The sequence below is a fragment of the Acetobacter thailandicus genome (genome assembly GCF_011516655.1).
GTDB lineage: Bacteria > Pseudomonadota > Alphaproteobacteria > Acetobacterales > Acetobacteraceae > Acetobacter > Acetobacter thailandicus.
In genome coordinates, this window is sequence record NZ_WOSV01000006.1 from 22,518 (window position 1) to 35,800 (window position 13,283).

Annotated in this window: 11 protein-coding genes; 4 read left to right on the top strand and 7 right to left on the bottom strand. The window is 55.3% G+C overall.

Going from position 1 to position 13,283, the window contains the following annotated elements:
- Window positions 1-62: 62 nt before the first annotated feature.
- The 3 genes from hpnE to hpnC all read right to left on the bottom strand — a co-directional run bounded on the left by hpnE (window position 63) and on the right by hpnC (window position 3,280).
- Window positions 63-1,358, bottom strand: coding sequence for a hydroxysqualene dehydroxylase HpnE (gene hpnE / locus GOB58_RS08900; RefSeq protein ID WP_173559956.1), 1,296 nt, complete (start codon window positions 1,356-1,358; stop codon window positions 63-65).
- A gap of 25 nt (window positions 1,359-1,383) precedes the next feature.
- Window positions 1,384-2,265: a presqualene diphosphate synthase HpnD gene (hpnD, locus tag GOB58_RS08905; RefSeq protein ID WP_086553605.1), complete on the bottom strand. Its 882-nt coding sequence runs from the start codon at window positions 2,263-2,265 to the stop codon at window positions 1,384-1,386.
- 73 nt (window positions 2,266-2,338) lie between these two features.
- Window positions 2,339-3,280 (bottom strand): squalene synthase HpnC, encoded by a 942-nt coding sequence (gene hpnC / locus GOB58_RS08910; protein WP_086553616.1) that lies wholly within the window; start codon window positions 3,278-3,280, stop codon window positions 2,339-2,341.
- Window positions 3,281-3,671: 391 nt separating this feature from the next.
- On the opposite strand from hpnC, the gene GOB58_RS08915 reads away from it, so the two are divergent.
- The 3 genes from GOB58_RS08915 (at window position 3,672) to GOB58_RS08925 (ending at window position 6,729) form a co-directional block, all read left to right on the top strand.
- On the top strand, window positions 3,672-4,847 hold the full coding sequence (locus tag GOB58_RS08915; RefSeq protein ID WP_173559957.1) for a restriction endonuclease: 1,176 nt from the start codon (window positions 3,672-3,674) through the stop codon (window positions 4,845-4,847).
- Between the two features lie 7 nt (window positions 4,848-4,854).
- The gene (gene clcA / locus GOB58_RS08920; RefSeq protein ID WP_322973216.1) at window positions 4,855-6,276 is read left to right on the top strand and encodes a H(+)/Cl(-) exchange transporter ClcA; all 1,422 of its coding nucleotides are present in this window, start codon (window positions 4,855-4,857) and stop codon (window positions 6,274-6,276) included.
- Between the two features lie 117 nt (window positions 6,277-6,393).
- Window positions 6,394-6,729: a carboxymuconolactone decarboxylase family protein gene (locus tag GOB58_RS08925; RefSeq protein WP_086553603.1), complete on the top strand. Its 336-nt coding sequence runs from the start codon at window positions 6,394-6,396 to the stop codon at window positions 6,727-6,729.
- 65 nt (window positions 6,730-6,794) lie between these two features.
- Here the strand turns inward: GOB58_RS08925 and GOB58_RS08930 are convergent, their stop codons facing one another.
- From GOB58_RS08930 to GOB58_RS08945, 4 genes are all read right to left on the bottom strand, one after another.
- Entirely contained in the window at window positions 6,795-8,192 is a 1,398-nt protein-coding gene (locus GOB58_RS08930) for an outer membrane beta-barrel protein (protein ID WP_086553614.1), read from the bottom strand.
- Window positions 8,193-8,492: 300 nt separating this feature from the next.
- Entirely contained in the window at window positions 8,493-9,848 is a 1,356-nt protein-coding gene (gene eat / locus GOB58_RS08935) for an ethanolamine permease (protein WP_086553602.1), read from the bottom strand.
- Window positions 9,845-10,636: an ethanolamine ammonia-lyase subunit EutC gene (eutC, locus tag GOB58_RS08940; RefSeq protein WP_086553601.1), complete on the bottom strand. Its 792-nt coding sequence runs from the start codon at window positions 10,634-10,636 to the stop codon at window positions 9,845-9,847. The genes eat and eutC overlap by 4 nt, the downstream gene beginning before the upstream one ends.
- Before the next feature lie 4 nt (window positions 10,637-10,640).
- On the bottom strand, window positions 10,641-12,023 hold the full coding sequence (locus GOB58_RS08945; RefSeq protein ID WP_173559958.1) for an ethanolamine ammonia-lyase subunit EutB: 1,383 nt from the start codon (window positions 12,021-12,023) through the stop codon (window positions 10,641-10,643).
- Window positions 12,024-12,209: 186 nt separating this feature from the next.
- Between GOB58_RS08945 and qhpR the strand changes: the two genes are divergently transcribed.
- Window positions 12,210-13,283 (top strand): AraC-like transcriptional regulator QhpR, encoded by a 1,074-nt coding sequence (qhpR, locus tag GOB58_RS08950; protein ID WP_086553599.1) that lies wholly within the window; start codon window positions 12,210-12,212, stop codon window positions 13,281-13,283.

Consider the following 13,283-nt stretch of genomic DNA (forward strand, 5'->3'; position numbering starts at 1 on the left):
TTCCTTATTCAATACCGATGTGTCAGAGAGCAGGCACGGTGGTGTGCCTGATAGTTAAGATTTCAGGCGTAAAGCCCTAGCGTATGAACCGCTTTTACACCAGAACGCATTGCGCCCTCCAGTGTTGAGGGCAGGCCGGTTGCAGTCCAGTCTCCGGCAAGAGCAAGATTAACCAGAGACGTCGCAGGCCCCGGACGCAGGTGGTTTTGTGCCGGTGTGGCGGCAAAGGTGGCGCGTTTTTCCCACACAGGGCGTTGTCGCAGCGGGTTTGCCGGCAGCGGAGACTGTAATACAGGGTCACAGGCGCGGCGCAGGTCATGCCAGATAGTGCGAATAAGTTCTTCCTGGTCACGCTCAGCGAAGCGGCTGGCAGCACTGACTGTGACAGAGAGAATATTGTCACGCAGAAAAACCCATTCGGCCACACTGCCAACCAGTCCCATAAAGCCACAACGGGCAAAGCTGCCTGTGGGAATGGGGGCTTCCTGTAGCACGAAATGCAGGTTGAGAATGCTCTCAGCCTCATCAGGGGCAGTAAAGCCATCGACCCGGCCAGCCAGTAAGGAGGAGGCAACCTGAGGCGGCACAGCCAGAATCACCCTGTCTTCTTCCGTCAGGGTTATGGGGTCACCCCCGCCGGTGTGCAGTGCTGTAACCCGGCCACGGGCTATGTCGAGGCCTGTGATGCGGCTTTGTGTACGCACTTCGGCACGCATAATGCGTAAATGGGCCAGAGCGGGGTCAACAAATGTTTCTGACAGTCCGGTTTTAGGATACCAGGGAATACAGGCTTTGCCACCCTGTGCCAGAGAGTCGCGCACCACAGCCCCCAGCAGGGCGGCACTTGCCGTTTCGCACGGGGTGTTGAGCGCTGAAATAGCAAAGGGTTCAAGCAGGCGGCGTGTCAGCGCACCAGGGACCAGACATTCTGACACGGTCTGATCTTCACCGGCGCTGAGCAGTTTTTTTAGGCTGCTCAGTTCAGCCAGGCGCATGCCAGGCACGCGCCGGTGTGGCATGAACATCCACCATGGCACTTTGCCTGATGAGAGGGTAAGGGTCCAGCGGTTGTCTTCGGTCAGGTCAGCAAACGGGAAAACCGGCGCACCCGGCCCGGTCAGTGTGTCTGTTGCGCCGGTCAGTGCCAGGTAACGAAAAACCGTTGTGTTGGCCGAAAGCAGCAAATGGTTGCCATTGTCAATGCGGCAGTCAAGCTGGCGGTCGTGGTATGAGCGTGCCCGCCCGCCACAGGCCCGCCCGGCCTCGTGCACAATAACATGCATGCCGCAACCTGCTGCTTCGGTTGCGGCTGCCAGGCCGGCCATGCCGCCCCCTATAATATGCAGGGTTCGTGCCATAATCCCGGTTTCCTGTTTATGATAATCAGACGAAGAACGATGTGGCCAGGTGCCCCAGGCGCACTGCAATCGCCGGGTCAGGGCGCTTAAGCAGAACCCCTGATGACCAGCCCCTTTTGCACAGAGCATTTAAGGTGGCTTCATAGCTTGCACCCATAATACGGGCAGGCAGCATGGCTTTGCGCGGTGCGCGCTTCATCAGTGTAAAAGCCGCTCTGAAATGATCTTTTGCCCGTTCAGCCAGAATACGGGCAACACTTTCAAGGCCAGGGCTGTACATAGCTTTAACGGGGTCAGCCGGCACGTCAAAACGTGTCAGCAGCTCTGATGGCAGATAAAGGCGGCCACGGGCGGCATCTTCTGCAATGTCACGCAGAATGTTGGTGATCTGCAGGGCGCGTCCCAGATGATAGGCAACCTTAATGGCATTGTCTGAGCTGTCACCAAAGATATGGACAGACATACGCCCTACGGCAGAAGCCACACGGTCACAGTAAAGGTCGAAAGTTTTTTCATCAGGGGCAACAATACTGTTTTCTGCATCCATAATCATGCCGTCAATAACAGCATCAAAATCTTTCTGGTGCAGGGCAAAAAAGTGAATGGTGGCCAGCAGAACACGATCGAGCGGGGTTTCTGCTTTGTTGTCAGAATACATAGCCGCAATACGGCCGTGCCATGCTTCAAGCTCTGCGCGGCGTTGCTCCAGGGGGGCACTGCCGTCGGCAATATCATCAACGACACGGCAGAAGGCATACAGAGCATACATTCCATAACGGCGCATGGGGGGCAGAACACGCATGCCGGCAGCAAACGACGTGCCTGCCTGTTTCACGGTTGCCTCTACCCATGCCAGATCAGCCGGGTCGCACCCGAGTGGTGTTGGGGTCTCATGCGTCTGGATCATATGGGATGTCACGCGTCTTCTACCTGTTGTTGCGATGTATCTTGAAAGGAGTTCACTTTGTCTGAGCTGTCTTTTACAGAACTTTCCGTGCAGGAGAAGCTCCGGGCCAGACTTTCAGGGCCGCACCCAGTGCATGGAGCACGTCTGATTTTTTCAGACTGACCCGGCCAGCCAGCGGATCTTCACGGCGCAGGCGCAGTGTCAGGCGCTGTGCCAGAGCCACGATAGCGGCACATTCCATACGAAAGCGCCGGTCTGAAATATAGGCGGGCAGGGTGGCTGCCTGAGCATTCAGTTCATCTGTATTATCCAGCAGTGTATTAAACACTCTGCGCAACCGTGGTGTGGCACGGCCAGCCAGCAGGTCATCCTGTGTGGCGCCGGCCCGGGCCATCAGGTCTTCCGGCATATAGCAGCGCCCAAGCAGACGCAGATCTTTCTGGCAGTCCTGAAGGTGGTTGAGAATCTGGAGCGAGGTGCACAAAGCGTCAGATGCAGCATATGCCGCAGGGCTTTCGCGGTGCAGCGCTATGAGAAAACGCCCGACAGGATTGGCTGAGTAGCGACAGTAACTGACCAGGTCGCTCCATGTTTTGCAGGGGACATTGCGTGCATCGTCACGAAAGGCAATGGTCAGGTCAGTGGCTGTTTCAAACGGTACCTTTGTTTGCATCAGCGATGTGCGCAAAGCCGCAGCACTCTGCGCATCGTCGCGTGATATCGCTTCACGTTTGCCCAGAAGCACATCTTCCATTGCGTTCAGACGTGTGATTTTCTCTTCTGCGTCCAGTGTTTCGCAGTCGGCAATATCGTCAATAGCACGGGCATAATTATAATAGGCATGTACGTGTGGGCGCAGCTTCTTATCGAGCAGCAGCGAGCCGACAGGAAAATTTTCATCTCCTGAACCTTTTCCTGATGAAACATCTCTGGCTCCCCAGACGTCAGCCGGAGGGAGGGAGGATGAGGCCTGCTCTGCCGTAACAGGATGTGTCGGTCTGCGTTTTTTGTTCATAGCCGGCGTAGTGTATACTGTCTCGTCAGCTCTGCCTACTCCTTGTCTGCGAGATGTTCGCCTGGCCGATTCCAGACAGAGGGCAGGTTCTTTTTGCAGGATCATGCTTTCAGTGAAGGGAGTAGAGAGATTATTATCACATAATAAATTTTTTATCGTGATATAGTTTTTATAATAATGGTGATAAATTATTTAAAAACAATACTTATATTTATAATTATATTATTTTTACAGGGTAATTGATGTGAATTTTTATGTTTTTTAGTTTCCTATTTTATTTCGGGTCTGAATTTTTCATTGATTGTGACGGATGCTGGTTTTGAATTGTCATGTACCAGCTGAAAGCACAGTGTGTCTGGACCAGAATAAAAAGAGAACGTAAAAGTCCGGCATGTCTGAACGTAAACAGAACTGTTCTTATAATGTACCCCGTGCGCATGGCTTAAGGCGTGCTGGCCTGAGCGCTGGTCTGAAGCAGACTTTGCGTGGATTTCTGGCATGTGCGGGGCTGTCTGCTTTACTGGCCACCTCTGTCTGCGCGCACTCACTGACAAACATCAATGATACCGGGCAGAACATTTGTTCTTTTCAGGGGCAGAGCATCCACCCTGTCAGAGAAAGGGAGAGAGCCTCCGTCATCTGCCCTGATGGCCATGGTGTTGCACTGATGAGTGAGGGGCATGTCACTCAGCATAGCGGTACATTCTCCGCTTATGCGGCTGAGGTCCTGTCTGCCGTCGGGGCGGTGCTGGTCTGGCTCATGTCGCAGCTTGGTCATGTACTGCCTTCCACCGGCGTATATCAGGATGGCGGGAAGATATTGATTATTGTCTCTGAGCTGCTTGGTGCTTATGTGCTGCTGCGCCTGTTTTTGAAATACAGGCGCTGGCGTAAGTGCCACCGGGCTATGGCAGCAGGCAAAAAGCTTATCAGCTCTCTGGCAGAACGCCTGCAGATTCGCCGTAAGCAGCTTGTGTACCAGAACATTTATGGCACCACCATTTATGATAAATGGGAGCGTGAGAAAAAAGAATTCATGCAGCGCGAGATGCTCAACTGTCTCAGAGAGCGCGGCTATGAGGCTTATTTTGAGCGCGTTAGTGATGGTCTGTCGCAATATATTGATAAGGTTGCTTTTGATGAAAGCACGCCTGTTGTCGCAGAGGTTAAAAAGCCCACCAGCCCTGACGTTTACAGCCCCGATATGGACCCGTTTGATTATGAGCGTTATTGCGGGCTGATACTGCGCCAGGCAGGGTGGGAGGCTATTGTAACCTCTGAAAGTGGTGACCAGGGGGCTGATATTGTCGCAACCCGTGGCAGGCTGCGGCTGGTTGTGCAGTGCAAATTATATTCCCGTCCTGTCGGGAATGATGCCGTGCAGCAGGTTGTTGCCGCAAGGCAGCATTATGGCGCGCGCTTTGGGGCTGTGGTGTCTAATGCCTCTTACACAACGGCAGCGCAGCAACTGGCCAGAACTAACAAAGTCTCGCTGCTGCATCACGATGAGCTGTTGCAGTATGTGCGTCGTCTTGAACGGGCGAAAGTAACCCGGCTGAGGCAATAAACATGATGTGACACAGCCCGGAGGGGGCTTTCTCTGCCTTGCGGGTTGTCATCGGGCTGTTAATCCTGCCATGCTGATCTCTCCTTTCATCAGAATGCTGAGAGTTATGTCAGATCATCACGGTGCCTCAGAGGCTCAAACGGTTTCGCTGCCTGAACCTCCCTGTAGTCTGACAGTTTTGTCTCTTTTATCGCTGGTGGTCGGGGTGGTGGCCGGTGCCCTGTGTGGCGGGTTCAGGTGGTGCCTTGAACAGGCTGACAGCGTGAGAAACGCGTGGTCACTGCACGCACTGCATGGTTTTCCTGCCGGGCTGCTGCTGGTTGCCGGGGGCGCGGTCATGGCACTCATCTCGGCATGGATGGTGCGGCGGCTGGCCCCTCTGGCCTCAGGCAGCGGGATCCCACATGTTGAGGCTGTGCTTGCGGGTATGGCGCAGCCGGCTCCTTTCAGGCTGGTGCCTGTTAAATTTCTGGGGGGCGTGCTGGCCATAGGGGGCGGGCTGGCCCTCGGGCGCGAAGGCCCGAGTGTGCAGATGGGGGCAACAGCTGCAAATGCTATCGGGCGTTTTGTGCGCCTTGGTGCAGATGACTGCCGCTCACTTCTGGCTGCGGGTGCGGGTGCAGGGCTTGCAACAGCGTTTAATGCACCGGCTGCGGGTGCTATTTTTGTGCTTGAGGAGCTGGTGGGGCGTTTTAACCCACGCACCGCCTGCTCAGCCCTGGGGGCTTCGGTTGCTGCTATTCTGATGGCGCGGGCGATGCTGGGTGGCGCACCTGATTTTGTTGTGCCTGACTTTCCGGTTATTCCCCAGGTGTTGCCGCAGTTTCTGTTTTTGCTGACCGGGCTTGTGACAGGTCTGCTTTCGGTAGTGTATAACCGCACTCTCCTGGCAACGCTGCGCCTGAGCGAGCGCGCGGCTATGAGTGTTGAGGTGCGTGCGGCCCTGATTGGTGCTCTGGGCGGGCTGATTGTGTGGCTGGCGCCTCATGTTGCCGGAGGGGGCGACTGGCTGACGCAGAATGCCATTAACAACACGCTGACCTGGCAGATCCTGCCGCTTTTATTTGTCGTGCGTCTGCTTTTCGGTGCGTTATCTTATGCAGCGGCAACGCCAGGTGGCCTGTTTGCCCCGATGCTGGCATTGGGTGCTCTTGTCGGCCTTGGTTGTGGTGATATTGCACACGTGCTCGCCCCCGGGCTTGTGCATGGTACAATGCCGTTTGTTGTTGTGGGTATGTCGGCAATGTTTACCGGTGCTGTGCGTGCTCCGCTGACAGGCATTGTGCTGGTGGTGGAAATGACCAATGCATCTAACCTGCTCTTACCGTTGCTGGCTGGCAGCTTTGCCGCCATGTTTGTGGCTGACGGCCTGAAAGAAGAGCCTATTTATACGGCACTGCGCAACCGCGTGTCGTTAGATGAACGCTAAAGCGTCAGGTGATGACAACTATAAGCAGTATCACCATATCTTACCGGGGCGCGCGGTTATCCTCCGCTCGTCTCACCCGGGTTTGGGTTCGTGTCATAATGAGAAGGTCAGAAATCAATGACTACTGCATCAGAGACTGAACTGTCTGCTCTTTTAAAAAAGCTGAAAAACTTTAGTGCCTCCGGTGGTGGCTTTGCTGAGGCCGTTGGTGGCATTCAGGCTGCGGCTGAAGCCAGTAAGGCCCTTGATAAAAAAACGCATGAGCTGATTGCTCTTGCGGTGGCTGTGACAACACGCTGCTCAGGCTGCATTGCCATTCATGCCGCTGAGGCAAAAAAGAGCGGTGCAACTGATGAAGAGGTGATTGCCGCACTGGGTACAGCTATCGCGCTGAATGCCGGGGCAGCCTATGTTTACTCAGCTCAGGCGCTGGAAGCCTTTCAGAAAAGCTGAGAGACCACCCTCAGCCCACAAAAAAAGCCCCGCTGTAAACGGGGCTTTTTTCCTGCCGGGAACACTCAGAAGCTGAGTGTCGCGTCACAGTTGAACCAGAACATATTGTTTGTGCCGTTATTAACAACGGGGTCCTGCACCGTGCCACCCCGGTTGAAGGGGCGTGTGCCGTTAAGTGATTTATCAAGTCTCACCTCGGGGCGCAGGGTAAAGCTGCCTTTGCCCAGGTGCTTATTAATAAATTCAGGGCGATAGGCTGCCCCAACGGTCATTTCGCCATAGGTTGTGGGGGCTGCGTTAAAATAGGCGTAAGGGCGGTTGCTCAGAGAGTGAACATACGAGGTCGTACCGGTATACTGGGTGATAACAGCACCGGTGTTGTCACGAAAAATCTCGCCACGTGCGTTAAACGTCAGAGAGGGGTTGATGTCCCATGCCAGGTAGGAGGTAAAGCCATACACATCATCGCGAGAGGCATCGTCATGGAGGTAGATGATATCTTCCGTGACAGAGACCTTTTTATTGATGTGATAGGTTGCCAGAAATTCAGCATTATACTGCATCAGGTGGTTTGCAGGTTTGCCAATGCCGGCACTGGCCCAGCCATCGGCCGAATAACGGGTCAGGCCGTTATTGCCCTGCGGGCCAAAGCGACCAATCGCATGCATGCTCAGTTTGCCGTCAAGCAGGTTGTTCCAGGCAAAGCCAAAATATCCTTTGGGGCGGCTGTTATTGCCTGAGCTGCCAAATGTGACGGAGTTACCGGCATCAATACCCATGATCCAGTCCATATGGTCTGTCAGATGCATGGTTGCAACAATACCTACCGTTTCAAACGGTACGATATAGTCTGAAGCATAGTTGAAGGAGTAGAAAGGCCGGGCCAGAGCCGGTGTGCCCTCAGCTCCCAGAAGGCCGTACATCTGCCCTACCTGCACATCAATACCGTGTTTGAACAGCCATGGCAGATGAGCGTCAATATGAGCCTGGGTTGGTGCCCACTGATACATGCCTGTCAGGGCGTTTTCACCCATACCAATCGTCGGGTCAAAGCGTGCGTCAGAGCCATACATTGCCTCGAACACAAAACCAATGCCATAGCCCCCGCCCACAGGGCTGACAGGGTGTGAAAGTGAGCCCATAATCTGGTTCAGGGTCGTGGTGTTGGCACGGTCAACATAGAACTGTGCAAAGTTGTGCCCTGACTTTGTCCAGGGGTTACCTGACACGCCGGCTTCAACCGTCAGGTGCCCGACCAGTCCGTCCCAGTAGCTCAGAGGCTGCCCTTTTCTGGGGGTGAAAAGGTTGCCCACCTGCATGGCCGGAATATCCGGGTCCTGCTTTTGCACATAGTCCTGCTTAATTTCAGGTTTGACCACAGGCGCGTTCAGCGTGGCAGCAGGGGCCGTCGCACCGGCTGGTGTCAGTGCCGGCGTTGCGCGCTGCCCGGCATTGGGTGCCATAGGTGACAAAGTGGGGTGGTTAGGGTTGGCTGGTGCTTTACGGCTTCTGTGGGCCGTTGCTTTTTTTGCGGCGCCTGGCCCCATGGGGGACAAAGCGGGGTGGTTGGGGTTAGCTGGTACCTTACGCTTTGTATCCATCGCGGAGGATGACGCTGCACGAGCGTGAGCCAGTGCAGGCGCCATTGTTCCGAGGATAAGACACATCAGTGCAACACGGTTTTTACAGGTCATGGCTCACTCCGGAAAAAAAGCTTTTAAAAAAGAATGGTTTTAATTTTATTTTTCAGGATGATTTTTTGATTACTGAGGCTCCTGGCTTTTCATGTAAGCGCGCATGAAGAAGATGCTGAGCACCACCATAAGGCCAACATAAATCATGCAGACCTGAGGGTTGAAGAATACAACAGCCCCCAGCAGAACAGCCGCTCCACCCAGCGCCAGAGCAGGCAGAACAGGGTAGAAAGGTGCTTTGTAGCTACGCTCCAGATCAGGCTCGTTTTTGCGCAGACGAAACAGGCTGATCATGCTCATCACATACATGGTCAGTGACCCGAAAACTGACATGGTGACCAGTGTTGCCGTGAGCGACTGGCCATTGACGGAGATGATGTCGTCAGAGAAAATGGCGGCCATACCAATGACGCCACCCGCAATAGTTGCCGCTGCGGGGGTCTGAAAGCGCGGATGCAGTTTGCCAAGGAACGCAGGCAGAAAGCCGGCCCGTGCCATGGCGAAAATCTGGCGGGCATAGCCCATAATAATGCCGTGCAGTGAGGCAACCAGACCAAACAGACCCAGCCAGACCAGCATATGCAGCCAGCCACTATGGGGGCCAACAACGGTTTTCATCGCCTGGGGCAGCGGGTCGTTAAGGTTGGCAAGAGCATGCCAGTCACCTGCACCACCGGCAAAAATCATTACACCAAAAGCCAGGCTCACCAGGGTCAGCACACCGGCGATATAGGCAACAGGAATAGAGCGTTTCGGGTTGCTGGCTTCTTCTGCGGCCATTGCCACACCTTCAATAGCGAGGAAGAACCAGATCGCGAAAGGCATAGCCGCGAAAATGCCGCCAATGGCGCCCCAGCCAAAGTGAGAGCCGCTTACACCCCAGCCGTCATGCATAAAATTGTCCCATGAGAAGGCGGGGGAGACGACACCCATAAACACCAGCAGCTCAAGAATGGCTGCAATGGTAATGAACAGCTCAAAGGTTGCGGCAATACGCACACCCACGATGTTGAGTGTCATAAAGACAATATAGGCTCCACAGGCAGCCACTTTTGGGGGCAGGCCAGGAAACTGCACATTCAGATATGCACCAATAGCCAGTGCAATGGCGGGAGGAGCAAAAATGAACTCAACCAGTGTGGCAAGGCCGGCAATCAGCCCGCCCCACCGGCCCAGGGCGCGTGAGCTGTAGGAGAAAGGGCCGCCGGCATGGGGAATAGCGCAGGTCAGCTCGGTAAAACTGAAGATAAAGCTTGTATAAATGGCAGCGACAAAAACCGTAGCCAGCAAAAAGCCGAGGGTGCCTGCTGTGGCCCAGCCATAGCTCCAGCCAAAATATTCGCCTGAAATAACGAGGCCGACGGCAATGCCCCAGAGATGGAACGCGCTCAGTGACTTATGAAGATGCGCAGGCGCGTTGCTCATATATCATGATCCTTTTGCAGAAGAGGGGTGGAACTGTCTGAAAGAACACCTTCTTCAGGGGCGGCGTCTTTCAGGCCGACACCGGTGAGTTTGAGTGTGCGGGCTTCGTTTAAAAACCAGGTGAGCTTGGTGGCCGCGCCAGAGATGCTCAGCCCGTTGGGGTGAATGTTGGAGAGGCAGTTGCGCGCTGAGTCAGGGCAGCCGGTATAAGGGTTGTAGGTCAGATACACCCCAAGGCTGTCGGCAACGCTCAGGCCAGGGCGCTCGCCAATCATCATCACGACCATTTTTGCACCCAGGGCGACGGCAATGTCGTCCCCCAGGGCAACGCGCCCCTGTGTGGCAATGACCAGCGGGGCAATGCGCCAGCCGGTCAGGCGGTCTTTCATCGCTTTATAAAGGGGCACGGCATTTTGTTGTGTCGCGAAGGAGGAGAGGCCATCTGCCGCGACAAAAACCACATCCCAGTCGCCTTTTGTCAGCTGTGCTGCACAGCCTTCATCCAGGCGGCGGCCCAGGTCAGGCCGGCGCAGATAGGTGGGGCGGTCAGGTGCCTGGCTGTGCACCACAAGGCACTCTTCCGGGGCGACAGTGGCCTGAAGAGCAGCAACATCAAGCGGGGTATGCACAGCATCACGTGCCTGAGCATGAGCCGCCTGAAAATCAAGCACATCATGTGTTTTCAGGGCGGTGCCTGTGCGTGCCAAGCCAATGCGTGCACGGGTCAGGTGGCGCAGGCTGTGCCACAGGTCAGCATGTTGTGCGTGGGGGATAATCTCGTCTGACATGCTCTTACCCCACCATCAGGCGCAGCTGGCTCTGGGCGGCAGGCACATCGAGCATCCGCTCTGTTGCGGTGTCATACAGGCCCATCTGCTCAAGCCATGCGGCAAATTCAGGGGCAGGTTTGAGGTTCATCAGGTTACGCAGTGCCAGCAGGTCATGAAACGAGAGGCTCTGATAATTGAGCATGATATCATCAGCACCAGGCACACCGATCAGGAAGGTGATGCCCGCCGCAGCAAGCAGCACCATCAGATTATCCATGTCGTCCTGGTCGGCTTCGGCATGGTTGGTGTAGCAGGCATCGCAGCCCATGGGCACGCCCATCAGCTTGGCACAGAAATGATCTTCAAGACCGGCGCGGACAATCTGTTTGCCGTCATAAAGATATTCCGGCCCGATAAAGCCCACCACAGTGTTGACCAGCAGCGGGTTATAGGCACGGGCAACGGCATAGGCGCGGGTTTCAACCGTTTGCTGGTCAATGCCGTGATGTGCTCCGGCCGAGAGGGCAGCGCCCTGGCCGGTTTCGAAATACATGACATTCTGGCCTGTGGTGCCGCGCTTCAGGCTCAGGGCTGCGTCATAGGCTTCCTGCAACACGCTGAGGGTAACACCAAAGCCTTCGTTGGCTTTTTGTGTGCCGGCGATGGACTGGAACACCAGGTCAACCGCGCCACCTTTGTTCATGATCTCAATGGTGTTGGTGACATGGGTGAGCACGCAGGTCTGGGTCGGAATATTGTAGTGCTGACGTGCATGGTCGAGCATGTCGAGCAGGGCAAAGCCGTTGGCAACGCTGTCTGTGGCAGGGTTAATGCCAATCACGGCATCGCCCGAGCCGTAAAGCAGGCCGTCGAGGGTTGAGGCCGCAATGCCTTTGAGGTCATCGGTCGGGTGGTTTGGCTGCAGGCGTGTGCTCAGATGACCAGGCAGGCCGATCGTGTTGCGAAAACGGGTGATAACCGTAATCTTACGGGCAACACTCATCAGGTCCTGGTTGCGCATAATTTTACTGACAGCCGCAGCCATTTCTGGCGTAATACCGGGAGCGACCCGGGCAAGGGCTTCGGTCGTGGCAGCGTCTGACAGCAGCCAGTTGCGGAAGTCTCCGACTGTCATAGAAGACAGTGGCGCAAAGGCGGCTTTGTCGTGCGTGTCTATGATAAGACGCGTGACGTCGTCGTCTTCATAAGGGACGAGGGCCGTGTTGAGAAAAGTTTCGAGCGGCAGGCTGGCCAGGGCATGGCGTGCGGCAATGCGCTGCGCGTCAGATGAGGCAGCAAGGCCGGCAAGCTGGTCACCCGAGCGCAGGGGTGAGGCTTTGGCCAGGAGGGTTTTCAGGTCTGCAAAAACGTAGTGTTCGCCACCAATGGTGTAGCCATATCCCATTGATTAACTTTCATCTTTTTATTGTTGCGAGGCCGGAAAAGTGCAGAATCCGGATATGTTCGATACAGCAATTATATCTGTTTCGTATCGAAAATGACTTGACAGCGGAGTACAATGTTTTGACATATCGTAACAATAAAATCTAAAATAGTATTACTGGAGCGCAGAGCGAGGGGCGGGAGCATCATGTCATCTTCTTCAAGAGGATCAGGTCGGCAGACAGAGTTGCAGTCTCATGTTCTTGCCTCAGCAGCGACAGGGGCAGAGCTGTTTCTGAGCGAATCAGGGGGGGATGTTGAGCGCATTGCCGGGCGGGCGGGGCTGTCTCCCTCACAGTTTGCCCTGCCGACCGAACATCTCGACCTGGCGGGCTATTGCCGCCTTTTTACTGAAGCTGCGGTTGATACGCGTGACGGCAATATTGGCCTGCGTTTTGGTCAGCAGTTTATGCCGCGTCAGCTCGGGCTTGTGGGGTATGTCGCACTTTGCTCCGCCACGGTGGAGGAGGCCGTGCGTAATCTGGCTGCCTGTTTTGGCTATCATCAGAGCCGCACTTTTACCGGGCTGGCTGAAACGGATGATGACTTTACCCTTGAATATATGATTACCGACCCTGCTATTCAGGATCGCCGCCAGGATGCTGAACTGACACTGGGGATGTTTTGTAATATTTTGCGGGCTGGTCTCGGGCCTGAGTGGCAACCCCGGCTTGTGCGTTTTGCTCATGCGCAGCCTGAGCAGGCCACAGCACACCGGGATGCTTTTCAGGCTGATATTCGTTTTGGATGCGCAACTAATGCGCTGGTTTTTTCGAGCAAAGGTCTTTCGGCTCCCATGCCGGGAGCAGACCCGATATTGCTTGATGTGGTCCGTTCCTCCCTGCAGGCACTGGGGCGGGCAGAGGCTGCGGCGCAAATTGCACAACCCGCAGACAGTAAGCTCTCTCTTAAAGAGCAGGTGATGCAGCATTTGCAGGGGCTGCTGCCCCATGGTGCGTTTGAACTGAATGAGGTGGCACAGAGCATGTCTCTGCCTGCCTGGACCCTGCAGCGCAGGCTCTCCCAGTTTGATCTGTCTTATTCAGCCCTGCTGGAGGAAACCCGGCAGAGAGCGGCCCTGCATCTGCTGAGCCTGCCCCATGTTGACGTGAGTGAGATCGCTGCTCGTCTTGGTTATGCTGAAACAAGTGCTTTCAGCCGTGCATTCAGGCGGTGGTTTGGTGTTTCACCCCGCGCCTGGCGGCAAAGCAACGGGGGCTAA

Bases quoted from the DNA above. Each gene is read 5' to 3' on its own strand.
- GOB58_RS08930 (WP_086553614.1), bottom strand. From the start codon at position 8,192: ATGGCACCCAATGCCGGGCAGCGCGCAACGCCGGCACTGACACCAGCC.
- GOB58_RS08945 (WP_173559958.1), bottom strand. From the start codon at position 12,023: ATGGGATATGGCTACACCATTGGTGGCGAACACTACGTTTTTGCAGAC.
- qhpR (WP_086553599.1), top strand. From the start codon at position 12,210: ATGTCATCTTCTTCAAGAGGATCAGGTCGGCAGACAGAGTTGCAGTCT.
- eat (WP_086553602.1), bottom strand. From the start codon at position 9,848: ATGAGCAACGCGCCTGCGCATCTTCATAAGTCACTGAGCGCGTTCCAT.
- hpnC (WP_086553616.1), bottom strand. From the start codon at position 3,280: ATGAACAAAAAACGCAGACCGACACATCCTGTTACGGCAGAGCAGGCC.
- GOB58_RS08915 (WP_173559957.1), top strand. From the start codon at position 3,672: ATGTCTGAACGTAAACAGAACTGTTCTTATAATGTACCCCGTGCGCAT.
- hpnE (WP_173559956.1), bottom strand. From the start codon at position 1,358: ATGGCACGAACCCTGCATATTATAGGGGGCGGCATGGCCGGCCTGGCA.
- eutC (WP_086553601.1), bottom strand. From the start codon at position 10,636: ATGTCAGACGAGATTATCCCCCACGCACAACATGCTGACCTGTGGCAC.
- hpnD (WP_086553605.1), bottom strand. From the start codon at position 2,265: ATGATCCAGACGCATGAGACCCCAACACCACTCGGGTGCGACCCGGCT.
- GOB58_RS08925 (WP_086553603.1), top strand. From the start codon at position 6,394: ATGACTACTGCATCAGAGACTGAACTGTCTGCTCTTTTAAAAAAGCTG.